Origin of the sequence: Stenotrophomonas sp. TWI819, assembly GCF_039673075.1 — a bacterium.
Lineage (GTDB): Bacteria > Pseudomonadota > Gammaproteobacteria > Xanthomonadales > Xanthomonadaceae > Stenotrophomonas > Stenotrophomonas rhizophila_B.
Genome location: NZ_JBDJKY010000006.1, coordinates 274,162 through 291,848 on the forward strand (window position 1 = coordinate 274,162; position 17,687 = coordinate 291,848).

The 17,687-nt window shown below is 69.9% G+C and carries 11 protein-coding genes and 1 pseudogene; 6 read left to right on the forward strand and 6 right to left on the reverse strand.

Features of this window, described 5'->3' with window-relative positions; all coding sequences use genetic code 11:
- Positions 1-97 precede the first annotated feature (97 nt).
- Genes recC through recD form a run of 3 tightly spaced genes read left to right on the forward strand, consistent with a single transcriptional unit; the run spans position 98 to position 8,975 of the window.
- On the forward strand, positions 98-3,445 hold the full coding sequence (gene recC / locus ABE463_RS10910; protein WP_346468174.1) for an exodeoxyribonuclease V subunit gamma: 3,348 nt from the start codon (positions 98-100) through the stop codon (positions 3,443-3,445).
- The gene (gene recB, locus ABE463_RS10915; RefSeq protein ID WP_346468175.1) at positions 3,442-7,083 is read left to right on the forward strand and encodes an exodeoxyribonuclease V subunit beta; all 3,642 of its coding nucleotides are present in this window, start codon (positions 3,442-3,444) and stop codon (positions 7,081-7,083) included. Before recC ends, recB begins: the two co-directional genes overlap by 4 nt.
- Positions 7,080-8,975 (forward strand): exodeoxyribonuclease V subunit alpha, encoded by a 1,896-nt coding sequence (gene recD / locus ABE463_RS10920; RefSeq protein WP_346468176.1) that lies wholly within the window; start codon positions 7,080-7,082, stop codon positions 8,973-8,975. Before recB ends, recD begins: the two co-directional genes overlap by 4 nt.
- A gap of 14 nt (positions 8,976-8,989) precedes the next feature.
- Here recD and ABE463_RS10925 read toward each other — a convergent pair whose 3' ends face one another.
- The 6 genes from ABE463_RS10925 to ABE463_RS10950 all read right to left on the reverse strand — a co-directional run bounded on the left by ABE463_RS10925 (position 8,990) and on the right by ABE463_RS10950 (position 14,639).
- Complete coding sequence (locus ABE463_RS10925) at positions 8,990-9,385, reverse strand: hypothetical protein (protein WP_088435243.1); 396 nt, start codon at positions 9,383-9,385, stop codon at positions 8,990-8,992.
- 85 nt (positions 9,386-9,470) lie between these two features.
- Complete coding sequence (locus tag ABE463_RS10930) at positions 9,471-11,528, reverse strand: FUSC family protein (RefSeq protein ID WP_346468177.1); 2,058 nt, start codon at positions 11,526-11,528, stop codon at positions 9,471-9,473.
- 3 nt (positions 11,529-11,531) lie between these two features.
- Positions 11,532-12,989, reverse strand: coding sequence for an efflux transporter outer membrane subunit (locus tag ABE463_RS10935; protein WP_346468178.1), 1,458 nt, complete (start codon positions 12,987-12,989; stop codon positions 11,532-11,534).
- Positions 12,986-13,894, reverse strand: a complete 909-nt coding sequence (locus tag ABE463_RS10940) for an HlyD family secretion protein (protein ID WP_346468179.1) — start codon at positions 13,892-13,894, stop codon at positions 12,986-12,988. The genes ABE463_RS10935 and ABE463_RS10940 overlap by 4 nt, the downstream gene beginning before the upstream one ends.
- Positions 13,891-14,100 (reverse strand): DUF1656 domain-containing protein, encoded by a 210-nt coding sequence (locus tag ABE463_RS10945; RefSeq protein ID WP_019183984.1) that lies wholly within the window; start codon positions 14,098-14,100, stop codon positions 13,891-13,893. Before ABE463_RS10945 ends, ABE463_RS10940 begins: the two co-directional genes overlap by 4 nt.
- 83 nt (positions 14,101-14,183) lie before the next feature.
- Positions 14,184-14,639 (reverse strand): MarR family transcriptional regulator, encoded by a 456-nt coding sequence (locus ABE463_RS10950; RefSeq protein WP_259260761.1) that lies wholly within the window; start codon positions 14,637-14,639, stop codon positions 14,184-14,186.
- Between the two features lie 159 nt (positions 14,640-14,798).
- On the opposite strand from ABE463_RS10950, the gene folE reads away from it, so the two are divergent.
- From folE to ABE463_RS10965, 3 genes and pseudogenes are all read left to right on the forward strand, one after another.
- Complete coding sequence (gene folE / locus ABE463_RS10955) at positions 14,799-15,401, forward strand: GTP cyclohydrolase I FolE (protein WP_019183982.1); 603 nt, start codon at positions 14,799-14,801, stop codon at positions 15,399-15,401.
- 127 nt (positions 15,402-15,528) lie between these two features.
- Complete coding sequence (locus ABE463_RS10960; protein ID WP_123730917.1) at positions 15,529-16,998, forward strand: DUF3375 domain-containing protein; 1,470 nt, start codon at positions 15,529-15,531, stop codon at positions 16,996-16,998.
- 88 nt (positions 16,999-17,086) lie between these two features.
- Positions 17,087-17,686 (forward strand): annotated as a pseudogene (locus ABE463_RS10965) (DUF4194 domain-containing protein); the annotation flags it as partial.
- Position 17,687: the final 1 nt, after the last annotated feature.

A 17,687-nucleotide genomic window follows, 5' to 3' on the forward strand; every position in this document is an offset into this window, starting at 1 on the left:
CAACACAGCGTGTCGGGCCGGTACCGGCCACGGCCTTTTCCACGTCCGGACACCCCTCAGCGCTGCGTTCGTGCGCGGGCTGCGGCACACTCCTGCGATGACCGACGCCGCTTCAGACTTCCGCCTGTACCACTCCAACTCGCTCGATGTGCTGGCCGCCCTGCTGGCCACGACGCTGCGCACGCCCGTGCCGGGCCAATCGATCCTGGTGCCGGAGGTGGTCCTGATCCCGCAGGTCGCGATGCGCCGCTGGCTGCAATCGACCCTGGCGGCCGAGTATGGCATTGCCGCCAATCTCGAGTTCCTCACCCCCGGTGAGCTGGTCGCCCGCGCCCTCAACGCCAACGTGCCCGGCGAACATGACGATCTCAATGCCGAGGGCCTGCGCTGGGGGCTGTACGCCGCGCTGCGTGACCCGGTGCTGATGGCGCAGCCGCCGATGGCGGCCCTGCAGGCCTACCTGTCCGCGGCCGATCCGCTCAAGCCGTGGGCGCTGGCCGCCGAGCTGGCCTCGGTGTTCGAGAAGTACCAGGCCTGGCGTCGCGATTGGCTGCTGCGTTGGGAGGCCGGCGCGGCACCGAGCGACCCGCAGGCGATCCTGTGGCGGCATATCGCCAGCGGCAAGCAGTACCGTGCGCGCCGCATCGATGCCTATCTCGCCCGTTTCGAGGGCGCCGACCAGCCGCTGCCGCAGGGCCTGCCGGCGCGGGTGTTCGCCTTCGCCACGCTCAACATCTCCCCGGACGTGCTGCGGGTGATGGCCACCCAGGCGCGGGTCGGCACGATGCACTTCTATCTGCCCACGCCCACCCAGGCCTACTGGGGCGATCTGCAGACCCTGGGCGAGAAGCTGCGCAGTGGCGCGCCCGATCCGTTCGGCGAGGCGGCCGGCGAGAACCGCCTGCTGCAGGCCTGGGGCGCGGCGGGCCGCGACTTCATGGCGGTGCTGGGCAGCTACGAGGTCGTGCACCCCTCCGGTGAGATCGCCGCCTACGATGATCCCGAAGAGGACGCGCGCCCGGACATGGACGCCGGCGGCCTGTCCGACAGCCTGCTGCATCGCCTGCAGCGCGACCTGTTCCACCGCCGCGGGCAGCCCGCCGGGCCTCTGCGCGAGGCGCTGCGCTACGACGACCCGAGCCTGCAGGTGCATGCCTGCCATACCCGCCTGCGCGAACTGCAGGTGCTGCACGACCAGCTGCGCGGCCTGCTCCAGGACCCGCGCTTCGATCCGCCGTTGCAGGCGCGCGAGATCGCGGTGCTGGCGCCGGACATCGATCCCTACGTGCCCTACCTGGAAGCGGTGTTCGGCGGGCGCGGCGGCGGCGATGACCACATTCCCTATGCGCTGGCCGACACCAGCCCGCTGGCGGGTGAGCCACTGGCCGATGTGTTCGTGCACCTGCTCGGGTTGCCGGTCTCGCGCTTCGGCTTGAACGAAGTGCTGGATCTGCTCGCCAGCGCGCCGCTGGCCGAAGCGGCCGGTCTGGATGCGGCGGCGTTCGACCGCCTGCACGACTGGCTGCAGGCCGCGGGCGCGCGCTGGGGGCTGGATGCCGCCCATCGCGGCCAGCACCAGGCCCCGGTCGATGACGCCTTCACCTGGCAGTTCGCACTCGATCGCCTGCTGCTGGGTCATGCCAGCGGCAGCGACGGCGATATCGCCGGGGTCGCGCCGTGGCCGGAGCTGGAAGGCAGCGCGCTGGATGCGCTGGACCGCCTGCTCGGCCTGCTGCGGGTGCTGGCGCGCTACCAGAAGGCGTTGGGAGAGGCGATGTCGCCCGGCCAGTGGCGGCAGCGTCTGCTGGCGCTGCTCGATGCGTTGCTGCCGGAGCCGCCGCAGGCCGCCAACAGCCAGCGCGCGCTGGAGCGGCTGCGCAAACTGATCAACGAGTTCGCCCGTGATGCGGATACCGCCGGCTTCGAGGGCGACGTGCCGCCGGAGGTGCTGCGCGCGCATTTCGCCGGCGTGCTCGCGCAGGCCGATACACGTGCGCCGCTGCTGACCGGCGGCGTCAGTTTCGGGCGGATGGTGCCGATGCGCCTGCTGCCGTTCCGGGTGATCTGCGTGCTCGGGCTGAACGATGGCGATTTCCCGCGCCGCGACCCGGCTGCTGGGCTCAACCAGCTCACCGCCGAACTGGGCACCGACAAGCGCCGGCATGGCGACCGCTCGCTGCGCGAGGACGACCGTTTCCTGTTCCTGCAGCTGTTCGCCTCGGCGCAGGACGTGTTCTACCTGAGCTACCTGGGCGCCGATCCGCGCGATGGCAGCGTGCGCGAACCGTCAGTATTGGTCAGCGAGCTGATCGATGCCGCTGCCGAGTACCACCTGGATCCGCCCGCGGCGGCCAAGCGGATGACGGTGCGGCACTCGCTGCAGCCGTTTGCACCGGCGGCCTTCGGTGGCGGTGAGGAACCGCGACGTTTCAGCTATCGCCAGCAATGGCACCCGGCCGCCGGCTCGCTTGGCGGCGCACGGCGTGCGCTGGCGCCCTGGTTCGCACGGCCACTGCCACCGATGGAGAGCGTGGTGGGCGAGGCGGAACTGAGCGTGGATGCGCTGCGTCGCTTCCTCACCGATCCGGCCAGCCAGTTCCTCTCGCAACGGCTCGGCCTGCGCCTGCCCGACGACGTGGACAACGCCGAGGATGTGGAGCCGTTGGTGATGGCGGCGCGCGGTGGCGATACCGTACTGCTGCAGCAGGCGGTGATCGAGGCCACCCTCGACGAGGATGCCGCGCCGCTGTACCCCCGGCTGCGCGCGCGTGCGCTGCTGCCCTCCGGTGCACTGGGCGAGCGTCAGTTCGCGCTGCTGCAGGCGCAGACCGAACCCTACGCACAGGCGCTGGCGCAATGGCAGGCCGGTACTGCGGCCGGCAGCCGCCGCTACGAAGTGGATATCGACGGGGTGCGCCTGCACGGCCGCGTCGACGGCCTGCATCCGCATGGCCTGGTGCGCCTGCGTCCGGGCCCGCTCAATGGCCGTGCCGCGATCCGCCAGGGCCTGGACTGGCTGCTCGCCAACGCCGCCGGCGACCCACAGCCGCTGGTCCAGTTCCACGACGCGGGCGATGACGGGCTGGGCCCACACACGCTGCCGCCGCTGGAGGCCGAACGGGCGCACGAGGTGCTGCGGCGCCTGCTGCAGCTGCGCAGCGAAGGGCTGCGCGCGCCGCTGTTGTACGGCCCGTCCACCGGCTGGGTGCTGTACACCGCCGCCGCGGCCAAGCGCGAAGCCGAGGGCCGCGCCAAGTGGCATGGCAGCGAACGCACCTGGGGCGAATCCACCGGCGCCGGCTACCAGCTCGCGCTGCGTGGCCATGATCCGTTCGCCAGCGCGGACAGCTACCGACAATTGCTGCACAACAGCTTCGTGGTGTTCACCGCGGTGCGCGAAGGCCGTGTGTTCCCGGGCTTTGACGAGGAAGGAGCCCTGCGATGATCGACCACGACCTGCTCAACGATCCCTATCTGGCGCTGCCGCTGGAGGGCGTGCGCCTGATCGAGGCCAGCGCCGGTACCGGGAAGACCTTCACCCTGGCCACGCTGTTCACCCGGCTGGTGGTGGAGAAGGGCTGGCGCATCGGCCAGATCCTGGCGGTCACCTTCACCGATGCCGCGACGCAGGAACTGCGCAAGCGCATCCGCGAGCGCCTTGCATTGGCCGCACAGCTGGTCGAGCGCGCGCCGAGCGAACAGGACAGCCCGGAGGTCGTCCTGACCCAGGTGATCCTCCACCGCCAGCTCGCCCTCGGCGAAGAAACGCCGGCCGCGCTGGCGCGCCGGCTGCAGACCGCGGCCGACGAAATCGATCTCGCCTCGATCTTCACCATCCATGGCTTCTGCACCCGCGTGCTGCGTGAGCATGCCTTGGAGAGCGGACACACCTTCGATCCGCCGACCCTGCTGCCGAGCGAACGCGCGCTGCACGAGGAACTCGCCGCCGACCTGTGGCGCGTGCATGCCAACGACGCGGCCACGGTCGATGCGCTGACCTGGCTGTGGTCCTCGCCCGAGGCGCTGGCCGGCGATCTCACCACGCTGATCAAGCCGTTGCCGTTGCTCCCAGCGCGGCCGACCCACACCTTCGACGACCCCGCGCCGCAGCTGCGGCTCGCCGCGGCCGCGTTGGCCGAGGCGATCGAGAGCCACGGCGAAGACGCGCAGGCACAGATCGCCGCCGCCTTCGATCGCAAGGTCTTCGATGGTCGCCGTGCCAAACGGCCCAGCTTCGACAAGGCCTTCGGCGAGCTGTTCGCCGGCCGCAGCGCACAGCACTGGCCGCGCGGTGACAAGAGCCACCTCGGCAAGCTGCTGCCGGTGCAGCTGCTGGCCTTCTGCAAGGACGGCATGGACGGCCAGTGCCCGGTCTCGCCGCTGTTCGATGCACTGCAACGCTGGTGGCACGCCGCCGACGCGCGCGAGCAGTGGCTGCGCCAGCAGGCCACCGCGTTCCTGCATGACCTGCGCGATGAAGCGCGTGCGCGCCTGGCTGAGCTCAAGCGGATCGGACGCGTGCAGACCTACGATGACCTGATCGACGGTGTCGCCGATGCACTCGACGGCCCGCACCGCGCCACCCTGGTGCAGCAGCTGCGCGCGCAGTACGCGATCGCGCTGGTGGACGAGTTCCAGGATACCGACGACCGCCAGTGGGGCATCTTCCAGCGCGTGTTCGGCGATTCGCAGGAGACCCGCGAGGCCGGCCTGACACCGGCGCTGTTCCTGATCGGCGATCCGAAGCAGGCGATCTACGGCTTCCGTGGCGGCGATATCCACACCTACCTCAAAGCCAAACGCCAGGCCGATGCAGCGCCCGCGCTGGACCGCAACTTCCGCTCGCGTCCGGCGGTGCTGCACGCGATCGAAGCGCTGTACGCCAATGCCGGCGAACGCGCCTTCCTCGAAGCCGACATCGCCTTCGAGCCGGTGCACCCCGGCAGCACCCGCGTGGATGCGGATTTCCTGCGCGACGGGATTCCCGCACCCGGCCTGACCGTGCGCGTGCTGCACAACACCGAGGCCGGCGATCTCAAGGCCGATCCCTCGCGCCAGCAGGCCAGCGACGCCTGCGTGGCCGCGATCCACCAGATCCTCAGCGAGGCCCGGCAAGGGCGCGCGCTGCTGCGCGACATGCCGGTACAGCCCGGCGACATCGCGGTGCTGGTGCGCTCGCACAAGGAGGCCACGCGCATCCAGCAGGCGCTCGGTGCGGTGGGTATTCCCGCCGTCGCTGCAGGCAAGCAGAGCCTGTATGCCACGCCCGAAGCGCACGACCTGCGCCTGCTGTTGCTGGCGCTGCTGCAGCCTGCCGATGAAGGACGGCTGCGCGCCGCGCTGTCGACCGTGCTGCTTGGCGAAGATGCCGAGGCGATCGATGCGCTGGAGCGCGAAGGGGATGCACAACGCTCGTTCCAGGTGCGGCTGCTGGAATGGCGTGAGCGCTGGCAGCGCGGCGGCCCGTTCGCGGTGATCACCGATCTCTGTGCCGAGCACGCCGAGCGCCTGCTCGGCCTGCTCGATGGCGAGCGCCGCTTGACCAACTACCTGCAGCTGGGCGAACTGCTGCAGCAGGCGGCCGGGCAGACGCTGGGCATGCACGGCCTGCTCGACTGGCTGCAGGTGCAGATGGCGCATGCCGACCAGAACGACGAGCAGCAGCTGCTGCGCCTGGAATCGGATGCGCGCCGCGTGCAGATCATCACCCTGCATAAGAGCAAGGGCCTGGAGTATCCGCTGGTGTTCCTGCCGTTCGTGGGCATCGGTGGTGGCGCGCCCAACACCGAGGCCAACTGCACGGTGTACGCCAACGGCCGCCGCGAGCTGCATTGGAAACTGGACAAGGACGACAGCTGGAGCGCGGCCAGCACGCGCAGCGCGCAGGAACAGGAGGCCGAAGACGCGCGCCTGCTCTATGTCGGGTTGACCCGCGCCGAGCACGCGCTGTGGATCGCCGCCGGTGATCTCGCCGGCCTGGCGAAGACCCGCCTGGCACCGATGCTGTCGAACATGGCCGCCCTGCGTGACCACCCGGACATCGCCGTGATCGAAGGCCCGGTGGAGACCCGGCCGGCCCAGCTCGCCTTCGAACGCGAGGGCGAACTGCCGCCGGTACGCGCGCTGACCCGCCGCGTGCCGCACGATTGGTGGGTGTACAGCTTCACCCAGCTGGCGCATGCCGATGCGGGCCACGACACCGATGCCGCCGCGACCGAAGTGCCGGCCCCCGCGGCCGACGAACCGGCCGGCGTGGACCTCACCCTGGACGCCGAGCAACCGGCCGTGGCCAGCGACGAGATCGACCCGCGTTTCATGGGCAGCCGCTTCGGCAATGTGCTGCACGATGCGCTGGAGAACACCGATTTCGCGCTGTGGGGCGGCTGGCAGGCCGGGCAGCCGGCACCCGGCGAGGAAGCCGAGGTCCTGCGTGCTTCGCTGCGCGCGGAAGGCTATGCCGAGGAAGATCTGGACGATGGCGTGGCCATGTTGACCGCGCTGGTCGGCCAGACCCTGACCGTGCCCCTGCCGGAAGGCGGCGCACTGCACGACCTGCCGGCCGATGCACGCCGTGCCGAGATCGAGTTCCACTTCGCGATGCAGCCGACCGCCGTGCCCGCCCTGCTGACCTTGCTGCACGCGCATGGACTGGTGCGTGACCGCCATGGCTTCGGCACACGGCGGCGGCTGGAGGGCCTGATGACCGGCAAGATCGACCTCACCTACGTGCGTGCGGACCGCTGGTACGTGCTCGATTACAAATCCAATCGCCTGCCCGGCTACGACGCAGCCCGGCTGACGAGCGCCATGCAGCACAGCGAGTACGACCTGCAGGCGCTGATCTACACCGTGGCACTGCATCGCTGGCTGCGCTTCCGGCTGGGTGCGCAGTACGACTACACCCGTGACATGGGCGGCATCCGCTATCTGTTCTGCCGCGGCCTGGATGCCCGCCGCGAAGACAGTCCCGGCCTGTACGCACACCGCTTCGATCCGGCCCTGGTCGATGCACTGGATGCGCTGTTCGCCGGTGGCGAACACGCACAGGCCCGCATGGCCGCGCGCGCACGGGGGGACGCATGAGCCTGCTTACCACGCTGTACCGCGGCAATGCGCTGCGCACACTCGATCACGCACTGGCGCAGAGCCTGCGCCGGCTGCGCCCGGACACGCCCGAGGCGGTGCTGTTCGGTGCTGCACTGGCATCGCTGGCGGTGTCGGACGGGCACGCCGGTCTGGACCCGACCCAACCGCAGCGGCTGATCGAGGCCGACGCCGAGTGGCCTGCGCCCGACGTTTGGCTGGCGCAGCTGCGCGCCTCACCGTGGGTGGATGTGCCGGAGACGGATGACGTGGTCGCCGGGGATGCGCCGCTGGTACTGGAGAACGGGCTGCTCTATCTGCGCCGTTACCGCGAGTACGAGCGCCGCCTCGCCGTTGGTCTGCAGCGCATCGCCACGCATCCGCTGGCCGAGGCCGATCCCGGCACCCTGGCCACGCTGTTCGGCCAGCTGTTCCCGCAGGCGCGCGACGGCATCGATCACCAGGCCCGTGCGGCGGCCGTGGCCCTTTGCCATCCGCTGGTGCTGGTGACCGGCGGCCCCGGCACCGGCAAGACCACCACCATCGCGCGGCTGCTGGTACTGCTGGCCGCGCAGGCGGTGCAGGCGGACCAGGCATTGCCACGGGTCGCGCTGGCCGCGCCGACCGGCCGTGCCGCCGAACGCATGGCCGAGAGCCTGCGCCTGGCCGTGCAGCGGCTGCGGCTGGTCGGCATCGCGCCGGCCCTGTGCGATGCGATGCCGAGCACCGGCACTACCCTGCATCGCCTGCTCGGGGTGATCCCGGATTCGCCGCGCTTCCGCCATCACGCCGACAACCCGCTGCCGTATGACGTGGTGGTGGTGGACGAGGCCTCGATGATCGATCTGCCGTTGATGACCAAGCTGGTCGAGGCGGTCGCCGATGGCAGCCGGCTGGTGCTGCTCGGCGATCCGGACCAGCTGCCCTCGGTGGAAGCCGGCGATGTGCTCAGTGCGATCCTGCGTGCCAGTGGCGATGGTCTGGGCACGCAGGCCGACGACGCGCAGGCATTACGGGCGCTGCTCGCGCCCGACGCGCTGCAACCGCTGGCACCGCCACGCCGGTTCGCGGGCCGGCGCGTGCAGCTGCAGCGCGGCTACCGGCAGACCGACGCGCTCGATCTGGCGCCGCTGGCGCATGCCGTGCGCGAGGGCAACAGTGCCACCGCACTTGCCCTGCTACGCGTGGGCACGCTGGCCGGTGTGCACTTCCACGAGGACCAGAGCGACCCGCTGCAGCATCATCGCGAGCACCTGCTCGGGCATTGGCGTGGCCTCGGCGAAGCCGCCGATCCCGGTCAGGCGCTGGCCAATGCCGGCCGCATCCGCCTGCTTACCGCCGTGCGCGAAGGCCCCCAGGGGGCGCGCGGGCTCAACGCGCGCATCGAGGCACTGCTGGCCGGTGTGCCGCGGCCGGGCATGGCGCCGGGTTATTTCCACGGTCGGCTGCTGCTGATCACTGAAAACAGCTACCGGCACCGCCTGTTCAACGGCGACATCGGCATCTGCCTGATTGATCGGCACGGCAGCGTCACGGCATGGTTCCCCGGCGAGACGCCGGATCAGCCGCGCGGCTTCCACCCGGGTGCGTTGCCCGCACATGAGAGTGCGTTCGCGATGACCGTGCACAAGGCACAGGGCTCGGAGTTCGATGAGGTCTGGCTGCAGCTGCCGCGACGCGACAACCGCGTGCTGTCGCGCGAGCTGATCTACACCGGCATGACCCGCGCGCGGCAGTCGCTGCACGTGCTCGGCAGTGCGGAAGTGTTGGAGGCCGCGTTGGCGCGGCATGCCAGCCGTCTGTCCGGCCTGGCGGCGCGCCTGCAGGGCGGCCAGGGGGACGCAGTAGCCGACGCCGTCGTGACGGCGCCGGCCCAAGGGCAGTTGTTCTAGCCCCGCGTCCGGTTTTACTCCGGAATCACCACGGTGCCATCGGGGAACACGATGGCGCCGTCACCGCTGACATCGAAGAAGCCCAGCTGGTGGGTGTTGGCCAGCACCTGCACCAGGCCGTGCGCGTTCTCGGCCACCTCGTCATCGAACGAGGCATAGACCACGTGCTGGCCGATGCTGTAGTCGGTCACTTCCGGGCGGTCATCTTCCTCATCGGACAGCGGGCCGTCCATCGGCGGGTAGTGCTCGGCGAGCGCGGCGAAGAACGCCTGCAGCGCCGGCACCGACACCTTCGGGTCGTCGTAGTCGTGCGTCTCGTTCCATTCGGTCTGCGCGTCATACCACTGCAGGAAGGCCTCGGCCTCGCGCGGGGCGACGGCGGGGTCGAACACCATCAGGTCGTAACTCATTGGAAATCACCTTGATCCATGCGCAAATGCATGCGTCAGGATAGCCCTGATCGGCGTGGGCCGGCCGGTCTGCGGCCAGGCCGGTTCAGCGCGACGTGGGCAGGCCGGGTGCCGCTGCGGGGGTCTCGGCAGGGGTATCGACCACCGGCGCCTCGGGGAACAGGGCATAGCGCAGCCCGATCAGACCCATCAGCGCCTCATCGCGGGCCTTGCCGGCCGCCACGGTCTGCACGCGCTTGAGCGAGGCCTCCAGCCGGGCCTGCAGCCCGGTGGGGGCGGGCACCGGCCGGCGCTGCGCGGCCTGGGCGCGGTAATGGCGGGCGATGTCGTCCAGGATCGCGTCGATCGCGGCCACGCTGGCCGGGGGCAGGCCGTGCCGTGAGCGGCGCAGCTGCAGGATGTTCAGGCCGATCCGCGCTTCGGTGAGCATGTCCACCGAGGCGATATCGCTGCCTTCCGGCGTCGCCGCCAGGCGCGGCGCGAGCAGGCCGAGCAGATCGAGCATGCGCGCGGCGAACTGCTGGCGGTCCTGCTGGCCACGGCCCTCGGCCGCATCGGCCAGCGTGTTCCAGCCCTGGCGTACCAGCCGGCGTGCGGTCCACTCGGCACCCACCGAGCGGAACAGCCGCGTCATCACCACCGCAAAGCCGATCCCAATGAACATCGCCACGGCCGAATTGATGAAGCTCTGGATGTTGGCGCTGTAGGTGTTCTGCACGTTCAGCAGCGCCACCAGATTCACCGTAAGCGGCAGGCCGATCAATGCGGTCTTGGGCCGATGCAGCAGCAGGCCCAACGGCAGGAAGATCACCGCCAGCACCAGCACCAGGCTGCCGAAGTCGTGCACGGCCGGGAAGATCCCGAACAGGTACACGCCGGCCACCAGGCTGGCCACGATCGCCCAGAGCAGGAAGGACAGCATGCTTGGCGCCGGATCATCCTGCGCGGCGAAGAACGCGGCAGCCACCGCGGCCATCATCGCGCCATTGCCGCCGCCCTCCCAGCCGAGCCCGATCCACAGCACGCAGTACGTCATCAGGGCGACGCCGGCACTGGCGGCGGAGAACAGCGCCATGCCGTAGTCCATATGGCGCACGTGATCCACGCGCTGGGTACGCACGCGGTAGTGCGCGGTAGCGCCCGGCGCGGTGCCGGCATCGATGGCGGCGTGCAGGGTGGTGCAGTCCTGCCAGAGGTCCATCAATTCTTCCAGGCGCAACAGCAGGGTCACCAGCAGCAGGTGATCCAGCTCGCCATCCACCGCCGGCTTGAGCGCAACGATGCGCGCGCGCAGCGTGGCGTAGGCGCTGGCACTGGACCGTCCGGGCTGCTCCAGCCACTGCGCCAGATCGGCGATCAGCGTCTCCAGCCCGGGCGGCAGCGCACGGCCACCCGCACGCAACGCCCCGAGCCGGTCGGCGATCGAGGAGAGCACCGGCAGCATCAGCAGCATGCGCTCGCGCAGTCGCTCCATCGAGACCGCCGCGCCGGCATGGCGCGGATCGTCGCGACGCATGAATTCGATCAGCGCGTCGAACTGGACCAGATCGGCGGCCAGCCGGTTGCGCGGGCCGTGCGCGTGGCCGCGCGTCAGGATCTGCCGGCACCAGTCGGCCGCATCGCCCATCCAGCTGCCGATCCGCGAGCGCAGCATCGGCCGCACCGAGGCCGGGAAGAACAGCGAGGCGAACAGCACCGCCACCACCGTGCCGAGGATGATCTCCTCGCTGCGCGCCACCACGGTGTCGAAGATGGTGTCCGGCGAGGTCACCGCCGGGAAGCCGATGAAGGCGGTGGTGTATCCGGCCAGCAGGAACGCGTAGCCGCGCGGGCCACGATTGAGCAGCGCGATGAACAGACACCCCGACAGCCACAGCGACATCGCCGCGCTGAGCAGCAAGGGGGTCTCCACCAGGTGCGGCACCATCCACAGCGTGGCCGCGCCGGCGAGCAACGTGCCGAGGATGCGATAGGCCCCTTTGGCGCGGGTCGGGCCCAGCATCGGCTGGGTCACGATGTAGACCGTGGCCATCGCCCAGTACGGCCGCGAGAGATTGCCGGCCAGGCCGATGTACAGCGCCGCTATCGCCGCCAGGAAGGTCTTGACCGAGAACAACCAGGCCTGTCTGTCCAGCAGCAGCATGGCTTACCTCGCGGCCGTGCCGGTGGCGACGGCGTCGGCATTCCAGCCGCCGCCGAGCACCAGGAACAGCTGGATCTGGTCGCGCGAGACCTGCGCCTGGGCCTCGGCCAGGGTTGCATCGGCGCTGGCCAGGCTGCGGTCGGCATCCAGGCTGGCCAGGTAGGGCGTGCGCCCGCCCTGATAGAGGCGGCGGTTCTGGCTGGCGGCCAGGTCGGCCTGCTGCTGCGCCTGCTGCAGGAACTGCAGGCGCTGCAGGTCCTGGGCATAGCGGCTCAGCGCGGTCTGGGTTTCGCGCAGGGCCTGCAGCACGCTGTGATCGAACTCGGCCAGCGCGGCATCGGCACCGGCTTCAGTGGCGTGGATGCGTGCATGCGTGCCGGAGGAGGGCAGCGTCCAGGAGATCAGCGGGCCGATCGACCACTGCTGGGTCAGCGGCGTGCCGAAATCTTCCAGCAGGCCGGCGGCACCGACCGAGGCACCGAGGCGGATGTCCGGGTAGAGCTCGGCGGTGGCCACCCCGATCCGCGCGGTGGCAGCGGCCAGTTTGCGCTCGGCCTGGCGAATGTCCGGGCGGCGCTGCAGCAGCGCGCGGCCATCGCCGATCGGCAATGCCTGCGCCAGGGTCGGGGCCTGGCTGCAGTCGCTCACGCCGTCGGGCAGTTGCCCCGGGGTGCGGCCGAGCAGGGCGGCAAGCTGGTATTCGGAGGCCTGGCGGTGCGCGCGCAGCGGCGGCAGCGCGGCCTGCAGCATCGCCACCTGGGCATTGGCGCGGGCCAGCTCCGGCGGGGTGCCGCGGCCGGCCGTGATCAAGCGCTGGGTGACCTCGCGGCTGCGCTGCTGCAGCTGCAGCGAGTGCTCGGCCACATGCAGTTCGTGGTTGGCGTGGCAGATGTCGACGTAGCTGCCGGCCACCTGCGCCACCAGCGACACGCGCGCCAGATCGAGTGCTGCGGCCACGCTCTGCTCGTCGGCATGCGCGGCCTCGGAGGCGCGCTTGAGCTTGCCGAACAGATCGAACTGGTAGGACACCGCGAATTTGCCGTCGGCCAGGTTGATCGGCGGCAGTTCGTGCTCAAGCAGGAACGATTCGGCGGACAACTGCGCGCGGCTCACGCCGGCCTCGGCCTCGTACTCGAAGCCACCGGCATCCAGCGCCTGCTCGTACACGGCGGCGGCGCGGCGCAGGTTGGCATCGGCCACCTTCAGCTCCACGTTGTCGCGCAGGGCCTGCTGCACCAGCGCGTTGAGGGTGTCGTCCTGGTACAGCTCCCACCAGCGTGCAGGCAGCGCGGCGCCCGCGGCGACCTGCGCGTTCCCGGTCTCGAGGAAGGCGGCATTCGCCTCCGGCCGCTGGAAGGCGGACCCGGCCGGCACCGCGTAGTCCGGGCCGACCGTGCGGCACGCGGCCAGCGTGGTCAGGGCCAACCCCACGGCGATGCGGTGCAGCGCCGGGCGGTTCACAGCGCCGCCCGTGCCGGTTGCGCCGGCGTGGCTGCGGCGGTGTCCGGCTGGATGGTGACGGTGGCGGTACGCCCGGCGATCAGGTTGACGCCGGCCGGCACGCGGTCGATATGGATGCGCACCGGGATGCGCTGCGCCAGCCGCACCCAGTCGAAGGCCGGGGTCACGTTCGGCAGCAGGCTGCTGCCCTCACTGCGATACCGGTCTTCGATGCCGGCGGCGATGCTCTGCACGTGGCCCTGCAGCGGCTGCGCTTCGCCCATCAGGCGGATGTCGACCTTCTGGCCAGCATGCACGCCCTGCAGGCGGGTCTCTTCGAAGTAGCCGTCCACGCGGAACGAGCCGGTATCGAGCACCGCCATCACCGGCCGCCCGGCGGTCACGTAGTCGCCGGCGCGTACGGTGCGGTCGTTGACGTGGCCATCGCTGGGGCTGCGCACTTCGGTACGCGCCAGGTTGAGCTTGGCCAGATCGACGGCGGCCTGCGCGGTGGCCATCGAGGCCTGCGCGGCGAGCAGCTTGGCGCGGCGCACTTCGGCGTCCTCGGCGGCGACCAGATCCTGCAGGCTGCGGTCGCGCGCGATCTCGCGGCGCAGCTGGTCCAGCGTTGCGCGGCGCTCGCCCAAGGCGGCCTGCGCCTGTTCCAGCGCGATCTCATAGCGTGCCCGATCAACCACGAACAGCACCTCACCGCGCTTGACCGGCTGGTTGTCGGCCACCTTCACCGCCTCCACCAGCCCGGACACGTCCGGCGCGACCTGGACCACGTCGGCGCTGACGTGTGCATCGCGCGTCCACGGCTCATCCATGTAATAGGCCCACAGGTGGCGCAGCACCAGCACGGCGGCCAGTACGGCCACGGCGGTCAATACGACCGGGAATGTCTGCTTGAGGATCTTGTTCACGATTGCATCCAACGCATCAGGGAAAACAACCCGCCGAGCACGATCACGTACACGGCCAGGTTGAACAGGGCGGGGTGCCAGATGTGGCGGTAGGCGCCGGTGCGCTGCAGGACCACGCGCAACCCGCTCTTGAGCAGGTAGGCAAGCAGCATCAGCCCGAGCAGGGTCGGGACGAACACACCATAGAGACTGAATTCACCGTACATCGAGGCAAAGGGTTCGCAGGGGAGCGGAAAGGGGATCGCCCGGCGTCGAGGGACGACACCGGGCGGCACAACGGGGGAACGGCTTACGTCACGCGGTCGGCCGCATCGGCCAGCAGCTGCCACAGCTTCAGCACGGTGCGTAGTTCGTCCAGGGTCAACTCGCCGAACACGTCCTGGCGCAGGCCGATCAACTGGGTTTCCAGCTGGCTGACCAGGGCCTCGCCCTTGTCGGTCAGCCACAGCAGGTTGGCGCGGCGGTCGCTGGCATCGCATTCGCGGCGGACCAGGTCGCTGGCGGCCAGCTTGTCCAGCAGGCGTACGAGCGAAGGGCCTTCCATGCCCAGCTGGTGGGCCAGCGCTACCTGGCGGATACCCCCGCCGGCGCGCCCGATCATCAGCAGCGGCATGGTGCAGGCAGCGGAAATGCCGTAGCTGCCCAGGGCCTGGTCGGCCAGGCGCTGCCACTGCCGCCCTGCGTAGAGCAGGCCGGAACTGAGCTGCATCTGCAGCTGGGTACGTTCGTCGAGGGATCGGTTCATCAGAATAGATAGGATACTACTAATTCGTCTCCTATCAATACCCGTGGCACAACCGCGGCCCAATGAGCGCCTGCCCGGGCGAGGCCGGGGCGCCGCCGCGCAGGACGCCCGAGGGGTCTGTCGGGTACGATGCTCGCCCCCCTTCGGGTGCTGTATGTAATGAGCAAGCAAGACAACGACGCCAACCCCGTCACCCAGGCCGAGGCCGAATCGGCGGTGCGCACCCTGCTGCGCTGGGCCGGTGAAGATCCGACCCGTGAAGGCCTGCTGGATACCCCGCGCCGCGTTGCCGAAGCCTATGGCGACTGGTTCAGCGGCTACCGCGACGACCCGCGCGCCTACATGGAGCGGACCTTCGAGGAAGTGGCCGGCTACGACGAACTGATCGTGCTGCGCGACATCGAGTACGAAAGCCACTGCGAACACCACATGGCGCCGATCATCGGCCGCGTGCACGTCGGCTATCTGCCGGCCGGCAAGGTGGTGGGCATCAGCAAGCTGGCCCGCGTGGTCGAGGCGTACGCACGCCGTTTCCAGGTCCAGGAAAAGATGACCGCGCAGATCGCCCAGTGCATCCAGGACGTGCTGCAGCCGGTCGGCGTGGGCGTGGTGGTGGAAGGTGCGCATGAGTGCATGACCACCCGTGGCATCCACAAGCGGGGCGTCAGCATGGTCACCTCCAAGATGCTGGGCAGCTTCCGCGAGGACGCGCGCACCCGCGCCGAGTTCCTGCGTTTCATCGAAGTGGGCGGCAAGCGCTGATTCCCCGCGCTGTCGCGCGCGGCCGGCAGGCGCTGGGCTTCGGCCCGGCCCTGCGGGTGCGTGCGCGTCCCGTTTCCCTCCCGGCCGCCGCGACCCGCGCGGCCCGTCTTCCTGTCCCCGGTCTCGAATGAAACATCGCGAGCGCATTACCCGTTACCGCCACCTGCGCGAACAATCGCAGTGGAAGCTGCTGGCGGCCGATCACGCGCCGGAAATCATCGGCCTGCTGCAGAGCCTGCTGATGCAGGACGAGCGCACCCTGTCCACTGCGGTGCTGCACGAACGCCTGCAGCGCGCGCTGGATGATCTGAAGGCCGATGAGCTGTCGCGCGATCTGCCGCGCACCGCGCAGGCCTACATCGCGCATTGGCTGGCCCAGGGCTGGCTGGAACGCCGCCTGCCCGAAGGCGCTGACCAGGAACAGTACGAACTGTCCACCCAGGCCGCACAGGCGATCCGCTTCGCCGACAGCCTGGAGCAGGCGCGCGCTGCAGCCACCGAAAGCCGCCTGGCGTTGGTGATCGAGCAGCTCTCGCAGCTGGCCGCGCTGACCGAATCCAATCCGGATGCACGCCTGTCCGCGCTGCGCGACGAGCGCGACCGCATCGATGCCGAGATTGCCCGCGTCAGCGGCGGCAAGGTGTCCTCGCTGGACGGCAAGCGCGCGCTGGAACGGACCCGCCAGATCATCGGCCTCGCCGACGAGCTGACCGAAGATTTCCGCCGCGTGCGCGATGACTTCGAACGCCTCAACCGTGAATTCCGCGAACGCATCATCGATGACGAAGGCGAGCGCGGTGATGTGCTGTCCAAGCTGTTCGAAGGTGTGGACGTGATCGGCGACAGCGACGCCGGGCGCAGCTTCGAGGCGTTCTGGCGCCTGCTCAATGATGCCGAACAGAGCGCCCAGCTCGATGCCGCGCTGGAGACCGTGCTCGCGCGTGGCTTCGCCCGCAAGCTGGATCGCAACGAGCGCACCTTCCTGCGTGGCTTCACCACCACCATGCTTGAGCGCGGTGGCCAGGTCCACGACGTGCTGCAGCACTTTGCCCGCAGCCTGCGCGGCTTCGTGCAGAGCCGTGGCTACCTGGAACAGCGCCGCCTCAACCAGCTGCTCAAGCAGGCCCAGGGCGAGGCGCTGGGCCTGCGCGACCACATCCCGGCGCAGCGCGGCATCGGCCGCGACCTGCAGCTCACCACCAGCCGGCTGCGCTCGCTCTCGCAATGGAAGCTGCACGATCCGCGCCAGGCGCAGGTGGATGGCAGCGTGCAGCGCAACGACACCGCCGCGATCTCGCTGGAGAGTGTCGGCGATCTGGTGGCCGCCTCTGAAATCGACTTCCGCAACCTGCGCCGCGATCTGCACGACCTGCTCGGCGAGCAGCCGCGGCTGTCGATCGCGCAGGTGCTTGAACACCGCGAGGCCCCACAGGGGCTGGGCAGCATCATCGGTTACCTCTCTCTCGGCACCCGCCACGGCGAGGTCGCCACCGATCAACAGGAGATCGCGCAATGGCGCGGCGGCGATGGCCAATGGCGTCGCGCCCGCATTCCGCTGATCTGGTTCACCCAGGAGAAACGCCATGAGCTGGCATGAACAATCCACCGACACCCCGATCGACGGCGGTGCCGACGTGCATGACGACGAACCAGTCGTGGTGACGCCCGTCCTGCGGCGCAACAACGACGTGTTCTACATGGGCGATACCGGCCGGCTGCCGCTCGATGGCCGCCGCGCGCTGTGCCAGCTGCTGATCGGCCCGAGCATCGACCAGCTGCGCCACGCCAAGCTGTGGCCGGCGCTGATCCGCAGCGAAGCGGCGATCCGCTCGGCGCTCTCGGACCTGTTCCTGGAACTGGTGCTGGACCGCGAGAGTGGCGTGGCCTTCACCCGCCAGGCCGATACCGAAGATATCGATGCACCGGTGCTGCTGCGTACCTCGCCGCTGACCTTCATCGACTCAGTGCTGCTGCTGCACCTGCGCCAGCAGTTGGCCGAAGCCGATGCGCGCGGCGTGCGCGCGGTGGTCGAGGATGCCGAACTGGCCGAAGCACTGGCCGTGTACGAGCGCCACCTGTCCACCGACCGCGCCGGCTTCAACCGCCGTGTCGCCAGTGCCGTGCAGAAGATGAAGGACAACCACATCCTCACCCGCCTCGGCGGTGACGATGCGCGTCATGAAGTCTCGCCGGCACTGAAACTGATGTTCTCCGCCGAAGATGTCGCCGCCCTGGCCCAGGTGTACCGCCGCCTGCGCGAAGCGCCGGCCGACCTCGACGCCTGAG

Bases quoted from the DNA above. Each gene is read 5' to 3' on its own strand.
- ABE463_RS10960 (WP_123730917.1), top strand. From the start codon at position 15,529: ATGAAACATCGCGAGCGCATTACCCGTTACCGCCACCTGCGCGAACAA.
- ABE463_RS10930 (WP_346468177.1), bottom strand. From the start codon at position 11,528: ATGCTGCTGCTGGACAGACAGGCCTGGTTGTTCTCGGTCAAGACCTTC.
- ABE463_RS10950 (WP_259260761.1), bottom strand. From the start codon at position 14,639: ATGAACCGATCCCTCGACGAACGTACCCAGCTGCAGATGCAGCTCAGT.
- recB (WP_346468175.1), top strand. From the start codon at position 3,442: ATGATCGACCACGACCTGCTCAACGATCCCTATCTGGCGCTGCCGCTG.
- recD (WP_346468176.1), top strand. From the start codon at position 7,080: ATGAGCCTGCTTACCACGCTGTACCGCGGCAATGCGCTGCGCACACTC.
- ABE463_RS10925 (WP_088435243.1), bottom strand. From the start codon at position 9,385: ATGAGTTACGACCTGATGGTGTTCGACCCCGCCGTCGCCCCGCGCGAG.
- ABE463_RS10945 (WP_019183984.1), bottom strand. From the start codon at position 14,100: ATGTACGGTGAATTCAGTCTCTATGGTGTGTTCGTCCCGACCCTGCTC.
- folE (WP_019183982.1), top strand. From the start codon at position 14,799: ATGAGCAAGCAAGACAACGACGCCAACCCCGTCACCCAGGCCGAGGCC.
- recC (WP_346468174.1), top strand. From the start codon at position 98: ATGACCGACGCCGCTTCAGACTTCCGCCTGTACCACTCCAACTCGCTC.